Raw genomic sequence first — 14,851 nt, 5'->3', positions numbered from 1 at the left:
GTCAAGATGTGAATCCGTAGATGTGGCATAAATCATTTAAATCCAGTGTTGTTCCTTGTCCAGTAGCGGTGATCTTCCATTCGTCCTCATCTCTTGTTAGTTCAGCGCAGAGGATGGATGTACAAAATGAATAATCCTCTGTTAGCTGAAAGGTACAAATCTCCTGCTGCGAGATTTGATCAGTAAGGCGCACATAAGCATTGGTGACTTGTCCAAAATGATGCTGACGTTCGTGTGCATCATGTATTGTGGCTGTGACGACAATTTTATGAATATCAGGTGAGACTCTGCTTAATTGCATAATAATCATTTCATTGTCTCGATACCCTCCGCCAAATTGATGGTCACCAAGATGACGAACAGCACCATCTAAACTTTGCTGCTGATGATAATAGATTAGATGGTTTGGAGACAACAGCTTGTCTTCTTCATTTAAAAGAAACACTTGCGTATCTAAATCAATTGGCTGACCAGACAAATCCCAGCCGAGTCCGATTTGAATTTGATCTGCATTTGGATTATCTTTTGTTAAATCTATATTTTGTCCTTTTGTGAGGCTTTTCTTTGCTGCCTCATGAGATGCGTTTTCTTTCTCCTTTTGACTCAGGGAGCGTGTTTTATTCTTTTCTTGTTTTGACCTATTTGTGGTACTCATGCTAGGTTCCTCCTCGTTGTGATAGGACAAATGCTTCTTCTTTTTACGTCATACAGATGAAAAGGTTTCATGATTAAAGTTGGGTGAAGTTGGAGAAGATAAAAAGGTTTTAGCAACAATACCTCATTTTAGATACAAGACGAGATGAGACCACTCGTTTGTTTCACTTTTAATAAAAATTCTTCAGAGAAATGTGATCTGTGGTATGATGTTTTACAAGAAGCAAGGACAGGATATGAGGGATTTCACATGCATGTATTTAAAGACTATTATCATAATACGGTCAAGCTCTCTTTTGATGAGAAGCCTTTTTCAAGTCATCCTAAGCATGTTTGGGCCATCTGCCGCTACCAAGGGAAATGGCTGCTCACTGAACATGAGGATCGGGGCTATGAGTTCCCAGGAGGGAAAGTTGAGCCGAATGAAGATGCAGACCAAGCCGCTATACGGGAGATTCAAGAAGAGACGGGTGCTGTTGTTCGTGAATTAACGTATATTGGCCAATATCAGGTGCTGGGCAGAGAAAAGGTCATCGTAAAGAATATTTATTTCGCTGATATTGAAAAGCTAGTGAAGCAAGAAACATATTTTGAAACGAAAGGACCGGTTCTTTTCGCAGACTTGCCGAGATCCATCGCAAAAAATAAGAACTTCAGTTTTATTATGAAAGATGATGTGTTAAGACAAAGTCTTGCTTATTTAGAAAAGAACGGTTTGATTCGTTAAAAAAGCGCAGGGAGACAATCCCTGTGCTTTTTTATTTTTGAAGAAAACGGCGTTCGAGCCATTCTACAAACTGGTACATAATGGTCGCAAACACAGCAATAATGAAAAGGCTTAAGAACACGAGTGTAAAGTTGAAGACTTGAAAGCCGTAAATGATCATGTAGCCGAGCCCTTTTGAGGAAACAAGAAATTCCCCTACAATGACCCCAACCCAAGAAAGACCGACATTGACCTTAATGGCAGAAATCATTGTCGGAATACTAGCGGGCAAAATGACCTCACGAAAGACGACGCTCTTTTTCGCACCGAAGGTTTTCATCACCTTTAAATAATTCTCATCGACCTCTTGAAAGGCTGTATAAATGACGATCGTTGTAATGATTACACTAATGATCGCGCCCATGGCGACGATGCTGATCATGCCGGGTCCGAGGGCAACAATTAAAATCGGGGCGAGGGCGACTTTTGGCATGGCATTTAAAATGACTAAATAAGGATCAAGAACGTTCGCCAGGCGGGTAGACCACCATAAGGCGGCAGCGAGTAAAATACCGCAAAAGGTACCAAGTAGAAATCCGAGCACCGTTTCAAATAATGTAATACTCATATGATTCATTAAAGAACCATCTGATATTTTTTGCACAAACAATTGGCAGACCGCAGATGGTGAGCTGAATATGAGCGGATCGATGAGACGAAAATGACTAGCAAGCTCCCAAAGCGAAAAGAAGCTGGCGAAAATAATGAGCTGATAGATACGTGTGATGCGTTTTTCCATTCGGTATTTTTTGCGATAGGCTTCATGTAAAAGGTCACTGTGTTTCAACTGTTTTCAGCTCCTTCCAAATCGTTTGAAAGAGCTCTTGGAAACTTTGTGTCTGTCTCGCTTTAAAAGGAGAAATAGTCCTCAGATCCTCTGGAACGGTAAAGGTTCGCTGAATCGAGCCAGGATGCTTTGAGAATAAGAAAATGCGGTCACTCATCGCAATAGCTTCACCGATGTCATGTGTCACAAGGACCGCTGTTTTTTGATAGTTTTTTAGTGTGTGAAAGACGAGATCCTCTAAAGTTAGTTTGGTTTGATAGTCTAAAGCTGAAAATGGCTCATCTAATAAAAGAAGTCCGGGATTCACTGCAAGCGTTCGGGCGAGAGCCGCACGCTGTCTCATTCCTCCAGATAGCTCCTTCGGATATTTTTCCTCCACATCATGCAGGCCGAGTTTTGGCAGTAAACCAAGGGCAGCTGAGGTGGCTTCATGTGAATCTTGTTTGGCAATTTTTAATCCGAGAATGATATTTTCCTTGATGGTTTTCCAAGGGAACAAATAATCTTGCTGGAGCATGTAGCCGATTTGATGCTCCTTTTGATTCGGTTCTTTTCCTTCGATTAAAATTCGACCTTCAGAGGGCGGCGTTATTCCTGCAATGATAGACAGCAGGGTGGTTTTTCCGCAGCCGCTGGGACCAATAAAAGAGATGAATTCACCTTGGTCTATCTCCATATTGATGTGCTGTATGGCCGTTGTTTTTTCTTTTAAAGAGAAGTACGTATGGGTCACATGGTCAATTTGAAGGAAAGACATGTGCTACCTCCTATTCTATTTGTGATCTGTGACCTTCTTTGCAATGGATGAATCGACAAGTTGTTTGTACGGAATAAATTCCGGCAATTCACCGCTCTCCTTCATGATTTCCTGCAATTTGTTCCATTCCTCTTCATTCAGAAGGGGATCTGTTGCATAGGAGTCCTGCTGTTTGTAGCGTTTGATGGCAGTAGATAAGACATCAAGATCTGTGTCAGGAAATTGAGATTGAATGACTTTGGCAATTTCATCTGGCTGCCTGGCTTTTACCCATTTCTGCGCTTTGTAAATGGCGCGAGTGAAGGCTTCTGCTGTTTCTTTGTTTTCCTCTAAGTAACTCTTCTTTGCCATGAAGGTGGTATATGGCACTTTCCCAGAAGCTTCTCCAAAGGAGGCGGTAATGTACCCTTTGCCTTCTTTTTCAATTAAGGATGCTGTCGGTTCGAATAACTGCACAAAATCGCCAGTTCCAGAGGAGAAAGCACCTGAAATGTTGGCAAAATCAATATTTTGAATCATGCGAAGATCCTTTTTTACATCAATGCCTTCCTTTTTCAGGACATATTCACCGACCATTTGCGGCATGCCGCCTTTCCGCTGTCCAAGAAAGTCTTTTCCTTTTAATTGATCCCAAGAGAATTGGTTTACTTTCTCCCTTGAAACAAGAAATGTGCCGTCTGTTTGTGTCAGCTGAGCAAAGTTGATGACAGAGTCCTTTGAGTCTTGAGCCTCTACATAGATCGAGGATTCAGATCCGGTCAGGGCGATATCGGCACCGCCGGATAAGAGAGCTGTCATCGTTTTATCGCCGCCCCAAGTGGTTTTTAATTCAACATTTAGGCCTTCTTCTTGGAAGAATTCCTCAGATAAAGCGACATATAGCGGAGCATAAAAGACCGAATGGGTTACCTCGGCTACTTGTACGGTCTGCTCTTGTTCTTTTTTACAGGCGACAAATGGAATAAAGAGCAGGACAACGACGATGAATGCCAGTCTGACTTTGATGGAACGATTCAAGAGTAATTCGCCTCCTTTGTTCTAGATCACTAATTAAAGTATGTTAAAAGGGATTTTTGGTGAGTGCCTAGATGAAAATAAGAAGCGCATTCTTTATTTATAGAACGCGTCTTTTTTTCTATACTAGAAGCATGACTTTCTTGAATTTGGCAGAAATAAAGGAGCGGTTATGTGTATAGAGTGAGTTGGGTATTTCTTGGATGGTATTTAGTAGGGCTCATATTAATGGTCGCTTTTGAAGTGCCAGCATGGCTTCAGTTTGCAAATGGAATATTCCTTGTGCTGTATGCCTGCTGCGTCATCGAGATTGGGCGTAATATTTATGAATCATGGTGGTTTGTGATGAAAAGGGCAGCCATTGTCGGAGTGCTGACATTTACGGTTGAATGGGTAGGGATCACAACCGGATTCCCTTTCGGGGCCTATGACTATTATCCAACGTTAGGTTTTTTAGTGGCAGGGGTGCCTTTAACCATTGCTTTTGCATGGGTTGGTGTGTTTTTAAACAGTCTTTTTTTATCCAGTCAGCAGTCGAAGTGGAAACGAGCTGTTGAAACAGGAATATGGATTGTGTTGCTTGACCTCATATTAGACCCAGTAGCGGCTGAACGGAAGTTTTGGGTGTGGTATGACGGCGGTGGTTTTTATGGTATTCCTTTTGAGAATTTTGTGAGCTGGGGTATGATTGGAGCAGGACTTTCATTTCTCTTCCCGCTTGTGCAGATTGATCAAAAGGCTCTGAGCTGGACGAGTCGAATATATCAGGCGATGGTATTCTTTTTTGGTGTGCTGGCATTAAAAGGCGGGCTCGAGGTCATTTTTTATTTAGCACTGATCATTGTTATTTTGTGTGAAGGAAGGGTTCAATTTGAAAGAAAGCGACAAAAGCCGATCGTTTAGACGTATATTTTCACTTTATCTTGAGCGGTATTTACTTCATAAACATTTCCGCTGTGTGATGATGAAGGGCTCGGTTGACCCAAACGAGAAGCTGCCTGTTCTTTATCTTGCGAATCATAGCTCGTGGTGGGATGGATTGATCATCTTTCTTTTAACAGAAAAAGCATCTGAGCTCGATCACTATATGATGATGGAAGAGAAGCAGCTGAAGCAATATGCTTTTTTCCGTAAGCTTGGTGCCTTTCCGGTTCATAAAGAGAATCTGAAAAGTGTCAAACAAGCCTTAATGACGGCAAAGAAGAATATGCAGGCTGGCGGGGCTGTATGGCTTTTTCCGCAGGGGAAAATCATGCATCAGGATGTACGGCCGCTTGAATTGGAGGGCGGTGCTTCTTTTTTAGTGAGACAATTTGAGCAAGTCGTGGTGAAGCCTGTGACCTTGCATTATACATTTAATCAATTTCAAAAGCCGACAGTATCTGTTGTGTTTGGTGAAGAGGCTTTAGTTTCTGGCGGGGCACTTCGAAGCAAGGAAGTGACGTATATGCTCAGCGGCTTGCTTGAAACGCAGTTAAACGCACATCAAGAACAGGTCATCGCTGATCCTGATTTTTCTAATGAAGAATTTAGACAGATGACGAGGACAAGTCAGTCAACAAGTGATGCGTTTGATTCCTTTAAAAAGTGGGTGAAAACATGGCGGTCTTTTTAACTTTGATCAGTGTATGCCTCTTCTGTCAGTTTATTTTCACGATATGGAATATGAAGCAGTTTCCAGTTTTAAAGCCAGCAGCTTTTTCGCCCGATGAGTCTATCTCGTTATCGATTTTGATTCCAGCGAGGAATGAGGAAAAACGGATAGAAGCCTGTCTTCAATCGATCGTTGATCAACGTCTTCACCCGAAAGAGCTGATCGTACTTGATGATCATTCGACAGATCAGACAAAAGCGATAGTGCAGCGCTTCGCAGAAAGATACCCGTGGATCCGTGTCCAGTCAGGTCAAGCATTAAAGCGCGGCTGGCTTGGTAAATCATATGCCTGTTCTCAGCTCGCTGAGGCAGCAACTTCTGATTGGCTGCTATTTGTAGATGCGGATGTCCGGTTAAAAAGAGGGGCAGTTGAATCAGTGTACAAGCAGTTATGCAAGCAAGGAACGGGCATGCTGTCAGGCTTTCCAGAACAAAAAACAGGTACATTTTTTGAACAGCTTGTGGTTCCTATGATGATGTTTACCATTGGCTGTCATCTGCCAGTGAAATGGGTAAAGAAATCTAAGAATCCCGCTTTTGCCGCAGCGCATGGAGGTTTTATTGCCATTGAAAAGAATTGTTATCACGACATCGGCGGGCATGAAGCAATTAAGGATTCACTAGTTGATGATATGGCCTTGGCCAGACGGGTGAAAGAAAAAGGCTTTCCGTTTACACTTGCAAGCATTCATCCATTTGTGTATATGAGAATGTATGAGAATGGACAGGAGGTTTGGGAAGGTTACCGGAAAAATTTGTTCCCGGGCGTGAATCGAAGCATTGCTTTACTAAGCAGTGTCTTTTGTTTATACACCATGTTTTATTTGGTGCCTGTCATTTGTTTCATGATCGCATTGTTTCAGCTAGATGTATTGAGTTTATGCTTAGCCATTCTTTGCTACGGGCTGGGCGTGTCGATCAAAGCGGCAATTGATACTGAAAATGGGCGAACAGCTGCGATGGCCTTTTTATTGCCAGTCAGCATTTTAAGCCTAATTGCCATTGGCTTTGCCTCAATGAAAATCGGGCTGAAAAAAGAAGGGTATGAATGGAAAGGGAGAAGGTACGAATGAAAAAGGTGATCATTATCGGCGGTGGACTTGGCGGATTATCAGCAGCAATCCGCTTGCAGTCGCGCGGGGTTCAGGTCACTATTTTAGAAAAAGAAGCGGCTTTAGGCGGGAAATTGCAGCGCCATCAAGGAGCAGGCTACTCTTTTGATTTAGGACCGAGTACGATAACAATGAAGGCATATTTCGAAGAGGTGTTTGCAGCTTGTCATAGACGGATGGAGGATTACGTCACTTTTTATCCGATTTCTCCGCTGACCAAAAACGTTTTTTCTGATGGACATACGGTCGAGTTTACGCCGGATATTGAGCAAATGGAATCACAAATTGCTGCATTCAGTCCCGAAGATGCGAAGCAATACCGTGCATTTTTACAGGAATCGAAGACGCTTTTTCAAAAGGCAGAGGAGCAGTTTTTAAATCGTTTGTTATTGACCTGGAAGGATAAGGCGGATTTAAAGCTGATAAAAGCACTACTCGCTGTTAAACCTTTTACATCCGTTCAGCGCCTGCTGCGTCAATATTTCCGTCATCCCCATACATTGGCGATGTTTGGACGTTATGCAACATATATTGGTTCTTCTCCCTATGAGGCACCGGCTATTTTTAATATGATGGCGTATTTAGAAGGAGAGAAAGGGATTTTTGGAATACAGGGTGGTACGTATCGTTTAGTGGAGGCATTTGAGACACTGGCAAAGGAATTAGGCGTTCAGATTCATCTCAATGAACAAGTAAACAAGATACATGTGAAGGATCGGCGGATTAAAGGAGTGGAGACGGCTCAGCAGATGTACGAGGCAGATCAAGTCATTGCAGGAGCAGATGCGCTGACTGTATACCGCCATCTTATAGATGAAAAAGACCGCCCTAGTTTTGTAAATCAAAAACTGGCTGGCATTGAACCGTCGTTATCAGGCTTTGTTCTTTTATTAGGAATACGTAAAGCCTATGAACAGCTGGCCCATCACAATGTGTTTTTCCCTGAAAATTATGAGCAGGAATTTAAGGATATTTTTCAGAAAAAACAACTGCCTCAGGACCCAACCCTTTACATATGTTATTCAGGTCATTCAGAATCAGCTTTAAGCGGGGGATCGGGAAGAAGCAACCTGTTTGTGCTGGCCAATGCACCTTATGTGACAAAAGAGCAAGATTGGGACATGCTAAAGGAGACATATCGTCAGCATTTGAAAACGAAATTAAAAGAAAAGGGCCTTTTTGATATGGATGAGCTGATCGATTATGAAGCGGTTCAAACTCCGCTTGATCTGGAGCAGAAAACGGGAGCATATCGTGGAGCCATTTATGGCATGTCTTCAAACTCGTTCAAGCAGGCGTTCTTTCGCATCAATAATCAATCAAAGGACATTGAAGGACTTTGGTTTGTTGGAGGAACAAGCCATCCAGGAGGCGGCACGCCAATGGTGACAAAATCAGGCCAGCTTGTCGCAGAAGCGATGCTGAAGCAATTGAAGTCATAAGAGAGGAAAAGGAGAGAAATCGAGTGATTGTGGAAAAAAGAAGGTTTCCGTCGCCACATCCGCATATTCACTTATTTACAGTGACCTATGAGGCAGATGGGCTTCGGATCAAAGGGTTGCTCGCTGAACCGGCGGGAGAAGGACGCTATGACGGCTTTTTGTATTTACGTGGTGGCATTAAAAATGTGGGGATGGTCAGACCAGGCCGGATTGTACAATTTGCTGCGCAGGGTTTTGTCGTCTTTGCTCCCTTTTACCGAGGAAATCAGGGCGGCGAAGGGAACGAAGATTTTGCCGGAGAGGATCGGAAGGATGCGTTCGCTGCCTTTCAGCTGTTAAAACAGCACAAAAAAGTGAAGCAGGACCGTATTCATATCTTTGGTTTTTCGCGAGGCGGTATTATGGGCATTTGGACCGCTGTTGAAATGAAACAGGAGGCGGCTTCCTTTGTCACATGGGGAGGCGTCAGCGATATGAAACTCACTTATGAAGAACGTGTGGATATGAGAAGGATGATGAAGCGTGTAATTGGCGGCCCGCCGCACAAGGTGCCAGAGGCATATGAGGACAGAACCCCTTTACATGCTGTAGACCAAATTGAAGCCCCTGTCCTCATCATTCATGGAGAAGAGGACGAAAATGTATCAATTGAGCATGCGTATTTGTTAGAGGATGCGCTGCGCCAGCATGGAAAGTCTGTGGAGACTTGGTATTTCCACGGCTACAATCATTATTTCCCGCCGCAGCATAATCGAGAGATTGTCAGAAGGCTGACCACATGGATGCACAGCCGAAAAAGCGGAAATGTGATAAAATAAGCAGTATAACGAAATATAGAAAGTAGGGGGATTTTCATTATGGGAATGCCTGTTGAATTTAATACAATGATTGTCACAAAGGGAAAAGAGACAAGAATTGAAGAAAATGTGTTTGAGCTCATGAAGGAAGGATACCGCATTTATCCATTAAATATTCCGCTTGAGGTGCGCAAAACGAAAGACGGAGAAAAAACAGGGACAGCACATGTTGAAAAGCTGGAGCTGACTGGCAATGTCACGAAGGTGACGTACCGTCTTGTGTCCTTGCATTCAACAAATTAACACAAAAGCTGAGGGATTGAATCTCCTCAGCTTTTGTCATTTTGTTATACGAGTGGTCCGCCTTTGGCTTCAATGTCACTTGCCGCGTGGCTGAATTTTTGGAAGTTCTTTTTAAATTCATTGGCTAAGAAGTGTGCTTTTTCTTGATAAGCCTCTTGGTCATCCCACGTTTTAGCAGGCTGAAGCACTTCATCTGGTACACCAGGAATGTGAAGCGGGATGTGCAATCCAAAGATGTCATCAGTGATCATTTCGGCATTGTCAAGGTCACCTTCGATCGCTGCCTGCACCATCGCTCTTGTATGAGCTAGATTCATTCGTTTGCCTGTACCGTAGCCTCCGCCAGTCCAGCCTGTATTCACGAGGAATACTTTTGCTCCGTGCTCATCAATTTTCTTGCCAAGCATTTCAGCATAGACGTGAGCTGGAAGCGGGAGGAATGGTGAACCGAAGCAAGTAGAGAATGTCGTTTCTGGTGATGTGACACCGCGCTCAGTTCCAGCTAATTTACTTGTGTACCCGCTCAAGAAATGGTACATTGCCTGTTCTTTTGTTAAACGGCTGATTGGAGGTAAAACGCCAAATGCATCAGCTGTTAAGAAAACAATGGCAGATGGATGTCCTGCAATACTTGGTTTCACAATGTTATCAATCATTTCGATTGGGTAAGCAGCGCGTGTATTTTCAGTAAAGAATGTGTCGTCATAATCTGCTTCACGTGTTTCATCATCAAGCACAACATTTTCAAGAACTGATCCGAAGCTGATCGCTTTGTAGATTTGTGGTTCTTTTTCTTCACTTAAGTTCACACATTTCGCATAGCATCCGCCTTCGATATTGAAGACCCCTGTGCCAGACCAGCCGTGCTCATCGTCTCCGATCAGCTTGCGGCTTGCGCTTGCAGAAAGCGTCGTTTTCCCAGTACCTGAAAGACCGAAGAATAATGCCACATCGCCCTCTTGACCGACGTTTGCTGAGCAGTGCATAGATAAAATATCTTGCTCAGGAAGCAGGTAGTTCATGACAGAGAAAATGGACTTTTTCATTTCTCCTGCATATTCTGTTCCACCGATTAGAATGGTGCGTTTTTCAAATGAAACGATAATAAACGTTTCTGAGTTTGTGCCATCTGTTTCAGGATCTGCTTTAAAATGCGGTGCAGATAAGATGGTGAAAGGTTTTTCGTTTGAAGAAGGTGTTGATCCGTCAGGTCTAATAAACAGCTGCTTTGCAAAGAGATTGTGCCATGCGAATTCGTTTACAACTGTAATCGGCATACGGTATCTTTCATCAGCGCCGGCAAAGCCATCAAAGACGAATAGTTCATCACGTTCTTTTAAGTATGACACAACCTTTGTATATAAACGGTCAAATGCTTCTTTGGAGATCGGCTGGTTGACTTGACCCCAATCAATTTTATGTTCAGAGCTTTCTTCTTTGACGATAAATTTATCTTTAGGCGAACGTCCTGTGTAGGCTCCAGTTGTGGCGCGGACAGCTCCTGTTGATGTTAAAATGCCTTCATTACGTGCCAAAATCTTTTCAACAAGTTTCGGAACAGATAAATTTTGGTGCGTATTTTCTAATGAGAGCAATGACTGTAAATCTTCTTTTAAATCCACTGAGTTCATAAAAAAACCCTTCCTTTACCGTTGAATTTGTTTGTTTTGATTAGTATAACACATTAATAATAATAGTCTATACTATTTAAATATTTTTGTGTGTGTTTTTTCATTTCTGCTATGAAAATATGCTTTTTGGTGATGCTAATGGTGAGGTGAAAAAAGAGGGAGATAATTCTGATGAAGCATTGACATGACGCAAGGGTTTAAGATAAGATATCTTATTGAACGGATACTCTTATCCCGAGTTGGTGGAGGGACAGGCCCGATGAAGCCCAGCAACCGGTTTCTTATGAAAAGGCATGAAAATGCTGAGAAACCAAGGTGCTAACCTGATGCAAGGTACAAGAACACCTTGAGCGATAAGAGTGAAAGGCATGCGATCTCAGACCCTTTCCTCGCAATGAAGGAAATGGTTTTTTTATTTTTGGGATATCATATGAACAAATTGCCAATAACATCTCTAATATAAACGTTTTCAAATATAAGAGGGAACGAGTTCCGTATCATATTGGAGGCCTCATCTTGGGATGATGTGGTCTTGTACAGGAGGAAATAGCCATTATGAGTCAAAATCGTCGTTTATTTACTTCAGAATCAGTAACGGAAGGACATCCGGATAAAATCTGTGATCAAATTTCAGACAGCATTTTGGATGAAATTTTAAAGAAAGATCCAAATGCACGTGTTGCCTGTGAAACTTCTGTTACAACCGGTCTTGTATTAGTAAGCGGTGAAATTACAACGTCTACTTATGTTGATATTCCAAAGACGGTGCGTGACACAATTAAGGAAATTGGCTACACACGTGCGAAATATGGTTTTGATGCGGAAACATGTGCAGTGCTTACATCAATTGATGAACAGTCTGCTGATATTGCGCAAGGTGTAGACAAAGCGCTTGAAGCACGTGAAGGAACAATGACTGAGGAAGAAATTGATGCAATCGGTGCCGGTGACCAAGGGCTTATGTTTGGTTTTGCTAATAACGAAACTGAAGAGCTTATGCCGCTTCCGATTTCTCTAGCGCATAAATTATCTCGCCGTTTAACAGAAGTACGCAAGGATAAAACACTTGCATACCTTCGTCCAGACGGAAAAACTCAAGTAACAGTTGAATATGATGAGCAAAATAAACCAGTTCGTATTGACACAGTCGTTATCTCAACACAGCATGCCCCAGAAGTGACGCTTGAACAAATTCAAAGCGACCTAAAAGAGCATGTCATCAGCCCTGTGGTTCCAAGTGAACTGATTGATGAACAGACAAAATACTTTATTAACCCAACTGGCCGTTTCGTCATCGGTGGACCTCAAGGGGATGCTGGTTTAACTGGCCGTAAAATCATCGTTGATACGTATGGCGGATACGCTCGTCATGGCGGTGGTGCATTCTCTGGTAAGGACGCAACAAAGGTTGACCGTTCTGCGGCATACGCTGCTCGTTACGTAGCGAAAAACATCGTAGCTGCCGGCCTTGCAGATTCTTGTGAAGTACAACTTGCTTATGCAATTGGTGTGGCACAGCCAGTATCGATTTCAATTGATACATTCGGAACAGGAAAAGCTTCTGAAGAAAAATTAATTGAAGTGGTTCGTGCGAACTTTGATCTTCGTCCAGCAGGCATTATTAAAATGCTTGACCTGCGTCGTCCGATCTACAAACAAACAGCTGCATACGGACATTTCGGCCGTCACGACTTAGATCTTCCGTGGGAAAAAACGGATAAAGCTGATACACTTCGTAAAGAAGCATTAGGACAATAACAACATAAAAAACCGCTTATTTTAAGCGGTTTTCCTTTTTTATTAAAAAAATTTCTACAAAAGCGAAAAAATGTGAAACAAAATCGGACAAAATACTGTCTAATTATAGGTCTACTTTTAAGAAATAACATAACGTGGAGGCAATAATATGTGTGGGTTTGTTGGTGTATTTAATCACCGTCCATTGTCCGAAACTACTGAACAGGAAGAGCTAATTAAACAAATGAATCGTCTCATCGTTCATCGTGGTCCGGATGATGAGGGTTACTTTCAAGATGAGCATGTAGGATTTGGATTTAGACGTTTAAGTATTATAGATGTTGAGCATGGAAAGCAGCCGCTTTCTTATGAAGATGAAAAGTATTGGATTATTTTCAACGGAGAAATTTATAACTATGTCGAGCTGAAGGAAGAGCTTGTGAAAAAAGGCTATACGTTCAGCACAGATTCTGATACGGAAGTCCTTCTTGCTACATACTGCCATTATAAAGAAGAAGCGGCTTCTAAGCTTCGCGGTATGTTTGCCTTTTTAATTTGGGATAAAGAAGCGCAATTATTATATGGCGCAAGAGATCCTTTTGGCATTAAACCGCTTTATTTTACTCAAATGGATGAGCAAGTGTACTTTGCGTCTGAACGCAAAAGCTTGATGGCTGTAAACGAAAACATTTTATTTGATGAGACAGCTTTACAGCAATACATGTCATTCCAATTCGTCCCTGAGCCAAATACACTTGATCAAAAGGTGCATAAAGTAGAGCCTGGTCATCAGTTTACTTTACGTCCAGGTCAGGAGATTGAATTTAAGACTTATTGGAAGGTTCAATTTAAGCCTGAGCAAACTCAAGAACAGAAGCTCATTGAAGAAGTGCGCGACGCAATCTATGATTCTGTGAAAGTTCATATGAGAAGTGATGTACCTGTTGGTTCATTCCTATCAGGCGGTATCGATTCTTCTTTCATCGTATCTGTTGCCAAGGAATTTCATCCTGAGCTGAAGACATTCTCTGTTGGCTTCCAGCAGGATGGCTTTAGTGAAGTCGATGTGGCGAAGGAAACAGCAGATAAGCTGGGCTTACAAAACTTTAGTGCCGTGATTTCTCCTGAGGAATATATGAATGAGCTTCCGAAGATTGTTTGGCATTTAGATGATCCTTTAGCTGATCCGGCGGCGATTCCATTGTATTTTGTCGCAAAAGAAGCGAAGAAACAAGTGACCGTTGTTCTTTCTGGTGAGGGAGCAGACGAGCTATTCGGTGGATATAATATTTACCGTGAGCCTCTTTCTCTTAAACCATTTGAATCCGTTCCATCTATGCTGAAAAAGCTTCTTCTTCGTCTGGCGCGTTTAATGCCAGAAGGAATGAAAGGAAAAAGCTTTATCGTTCGCGGCTGTACACCGTTAGAGGAACGTTATATCGGTAATGCGAAAATCTTTGAAGAGCCAGTGAAGAAAAACCTCTTAAAGCAGTATGATCCGAACATTACGTACCGTGATGTGACGAAGACATACTTCGAGGAAAGTGCAGGCTACAGTGATATTAACAAAATGCAGTATGTTGATATTCATACGTGGATGCGCGGAGACATTTTGCTGAAAGCAGATAAGATGACGATGGCGAATTCTCTTGAGCTTCGTGTTCCATTCCTTGATAAGGTCGTATTTGAAGCGGCTTCTAAAATTCCAGAAGAGCTGAAAACGAAAGATGGCACTACGAAATATTTATTGCGTAAAGCAGCGGAAGGTATTGTACCTGACCATGTGTTAAACCGCAAAAAGCTGGGCTTCCCGGTTCCAATTCGTCATTGGCTGAAAAATGAGATGAACGCTTGGGCGAAAGACATCATTAAAAACAGTCAAACAGACGAATACATTAACAAGGAATATGTGCTTGATCTATTAAATGAACATTGTGCTGGTAAAGCAGATCATAGCCGTAAGATTTGGACTGTCCTCATCTTTATGATTTGGCACAGCATCTATGTGGAGCGCAGCATTGATCCAGAGCAATTGAATCACCAACCGAAAGAAGTCATCTTTAGTTAATCAAAAAAGGTTTTCAGCACAAAGCTGAAAACCTTTTTTGTCATGATAGAAAGCGGTGGAAAAGGGTAAAATAACAGCAGTTCATAGTTATTGCTTAATATCCTGAAAAAAACATGATAAAGTGAAGAT

Annotated in this window: 14 protein-coding genes and 1 riboswitch; of the genes, 9 read left to right on the top strand and 5 right to left on the bottom strand. The window is 42.3% G+C overall.

Features of this window, described 5'->3' with window-relative positions:
- Position 1: 1 nt before the first annotated feature.
- Positions 2-655 (bottom strand): TerD family protein, encoded by a 654-nt coding sequence (locus AKG37_RS04345; RefSeq protein WP_060697718.1) that lies wholly within the window; start codon positions 653-655, stop codon positions 2-4.
- Positions 656-904: 249 nt separating this feature from the next.
- Between AKG37_RS04345 and ytkD the strand changes: the two genes are divergently transcribed.
- Complete coding sequence (gene ytkD / locus AKG37_RS04340) at positions 905-1,381, top strand: RNA deprotection pyrophosphohydrolase (RefSeq protein ID WP_060697717.1); 477 nt, start codon at positions 905-907, stop codon at positions 1,379-1,381.
- Positions 1,382-1,412: 31 nt separating this feature from the next.
- Here the strand turns inward: ytkD and AKG37_RS04335 are convergent, their stop codons facing one another.
- Genes AKG37_RS04335 through AKG37_RS04325 form a run of 3 tightly spaced genes read right to left on the bottom strand, consistent with a single transcriptional unit; the run spans position 1,413 to position 3,981 of the window.
- Positions 1,413-2,159, bottom strand: a complete 747-nt coding sequence (locus tag AKG37_RS04335; RefSeq protein ID WP_413597982.1) for an ABC transporter permease — start codon at positions 2,157-2,159, stop codon at positions 1,413-1,415.
- Positions 2,160-2,193: 34 nt separating this feature from the next.
- On the bottom strand, positions 2,194-2,964 hold the full coding sequence (locus tag AKG37_RS04330) for an ABC transporter ATP-binding protein (protein WP_060697715.1): 771 nt from the start codon (positions 2,962-2,964) through the stop codon (positions 2,194-2,196).
- Positions 2,965-2,979: 15 nt separating this feature from the next.
- Positions 2,980-3,981: an ABC transporter substrate-binding protein gene (locus tag AKG37_RS04325; protein ID WP_060697714.1), complete on the bottom strand. Its 1,002-nt coding sequence runs from the start codon at positions 3,979-3,981 to the stop codon at positions 2,980-2,982.
- 171 nt (positions 3,982-4,152) lie between these two features.
- Between AKG37_RS04325 and AKG37_RS04320 the strand changes: the two genes are divergently transcribed.
- Genes AKG37_RS04320 through AKG37_RS04295 form a run of 6 tightly spaced genes read left to right on the top strand, consistent with a single transcriptional unit; the run spans position 4,153 to position 9,286 of the window.
- Positions 4,153-4,881: a carotenoid biosynthesis protein gene (locus AKG37_RS04320; RefSeq protein WP_060697713.1), complete on the top strand. Its 729-nt coding sequence runs from the start codon at positions 4,153-4,155 to the stop codon at positions 4,879-4,881.
- Complete coding sequence (locus AKG37_RS04315) at positions 4,850-5,593, top strand: lysophospholipid acyltransferase family protein (protein ID WP_060697712.1); 744 nt, start codon at positions 4,850-4,852, stop codon at positions 5,591-5,593. Before AKG37_RS04320 ends, AKG37_RS04315 begins: the two co-directional genes overlap by 32 nt.
- Entirely contained in the window at positions 5,578-6,705 is a 1,128-nt protein-coding gene (locus AKG37_RS04310; RefSeq protein ID WP_060697711.1) for a glycosyltransferase family 2 protein, read from the top strand. The genes AKG37_RS04315 and AKG37_RS04310 overlap by 16 nt, the downstream gene beginning before the upstream one ends.
- Positions 6,702-8,186 (top strand): phytoene desaturase family protein, encoded by a 1,485-nt coding sequence (locus AKG37_RS04305; protein ID WP_060697710.1) that lies wholly within the window; start codon positions 6,702-6,704, stop codon positions 8,184-8,186. The genes AKG37_RS04310 and AKG37_RS04305 overlap by 4 nt, the downstream gene beginning before the upstream one ends.
- 23 nt (positions 8,187-8,209) lie before the next feature.
- The gene (locus AKG37_RS04300; protein WP_060697709.1) at positions 8,210-9,004 is read left to right on the top strand and encodes an alpha/beta hydrolase family protein; all 795 of its coding nucleotides are present in this window, start codon (positions 8,210-8,212) and stop codon (positions 9,002-9,004) included.
- A 39-nt stretch (positions 9,005-9,043) separates the two neighbouring features.
- On the top strand, positions 9,044-9,286 hold the full coding sequence (locus tag AKG37_RS04295) for a DUF2584 domain-containing protein (protein WP_060697708.1): 243 nt from the start codon (positions 9,044-9,046) through the stop codon (positions 9,284-9,286).
- Positions 9,287-9,330: 44 nt separating this feature from the next.
- On the opposite strand, the gene pckA is transcribed toward AKG37_RS04295, so the two are convergent.
- Positions 9,331-10,917: a phosphoenolpyruvate carboxykinase (ATP) gene (gene pckA / locus AKG37_RS04290; RefSeq protein ID WP_060697707.1), complete on the bottom strand. Its 1,587-nt coding sequence runs from the start codon at positions 10,915-10,917 to the stop codon at positions 9,331-9,333.
- Between the two features lie 226 nt (positions 10,918-11,143).
- A riboswitch (SAM riboswitch) is annotated at positions 11,144-11,277 on the top strand.
- Positions 11,278-11,472: 195 nt separating this feature from the next.
- Between pckA and metK the strand changes: the two genes are divergently transcribed.
- Together metK and asnB are read left to right on the top strand one after the other, a co-directional pair.
- The gene (gene metK, locus AKG37_RS04285; RefSeq protein ID WP_060697706.1) at positions 11,473-12,675 is read left to right on the top strand and encodes a methionine adenosyltransferase; all 1,203 of its coding nucleotides are present in this window, start codon (positions 11,473-11,475) and stop codon (positions 12,673-12,675) included.
- A 148-nt stretch (positions 12,676-12,823) separates the two neighbouring features.
- Positions 12,824-14,722: an asparagine synthase (glutamine-hydrolyzing) gene (gene asnB, locus AKG37_RS04280; protein ID WP_060697705.1), complete on the top strand. Its 1,899-nt coding sequence runs from the start codon at positions 12,824-12,826 to the stop codon at positions 14,720-14,722.
- Positions 14,723-14,851 lie beyond the last annotated feature (129 nt).

This window comes from Bacillus australimaris, assembly GCF_001307105.1.
In the GTDB taxonomy this organism is placed as follows: domain Bacteria; phylum Bacillota; class Bacilli; order Bacillales; family Bacillaceae; genus Bacillus; species Bacillus australimaris.
This window is presented reverse-complemented; position numbering and strand designations above follow the sequence as displayed.

What these genes read in the sequence shown, in the direction of transcription:
- AKG37_RS04345 (WP_060697718.1), bottom strand. Translation starts at nt 655, where the DNA reads ATGAGTACCACAAATAGGTCAAAACAAGAAAAGAATAAAACACGCTCC.
- ytkD (WP_060697717.1), top strand. Translation starts at nt 905, where the DNA reads ATGCATGTATTTAAAGACTATTATCATAATACGGTCAAGCTCTCTTTT.
- AKG37_RS04335 (WP_413597982.1), bottom strand. Translation starts at nt 2,159, where the DNA reads ATGGAAAAACGCATCACACGTATCTATCAGCTCATTATTTTCGCCAGC.
- AKG37_RS04330 (WP_060697715.1), bottom strand. Translation starts at nt 2,964, where the DNA reads ATGTCTTTCCTTCAAATTGACCATGTGACCCATACGTACTTCTCTTTA.
- AKG37_RS04310 (WP_060697711.1), top strand. Translation starts at nt 5,578, where the DNA reads ATGGCGGTCTTTTTAACTTTGATCAGTGTATGCCTCTTCTGTCAGTTT.
- AKG37_RS04305 (WP_060697710.1), top strand. Translation starts at nt 6,702, where the DNA reads ATGAAAAAGGTGATCATTATCGGCGGTGGACTTGGCGGATTATCAGCA.
- AKG37_RS04295 (WP_060697708.1), top strand. Translation starts at nt 9,044, where the DNA reads ATGGGAATGCCTGTTGAATTTAATACAATGATTGTCACAAAGGGAAAA.
- pckA (WP_060697707.1), bottom strand. Translation starts at nt 10,917, where the DNA reads ATGAACTCAGTGGATTTAAAAGAAGATTTACAGTCATTGCTCTCATTA.
- metK (WP_060697706.1), top strand. Translation starts at nt 11,473, where the DNA reads ATGAGTCAAAATCGTCGTTTATTTACTTCAGAATCAGTAACGGAAGGA.
- asnB (WP_060697705.1), top strand. Translation starts at nt 12,824, where the DNA reads ATGTGTGGGTTTGTTGGTGTATTTAATCACCGTCCATTGTCCGAAACT.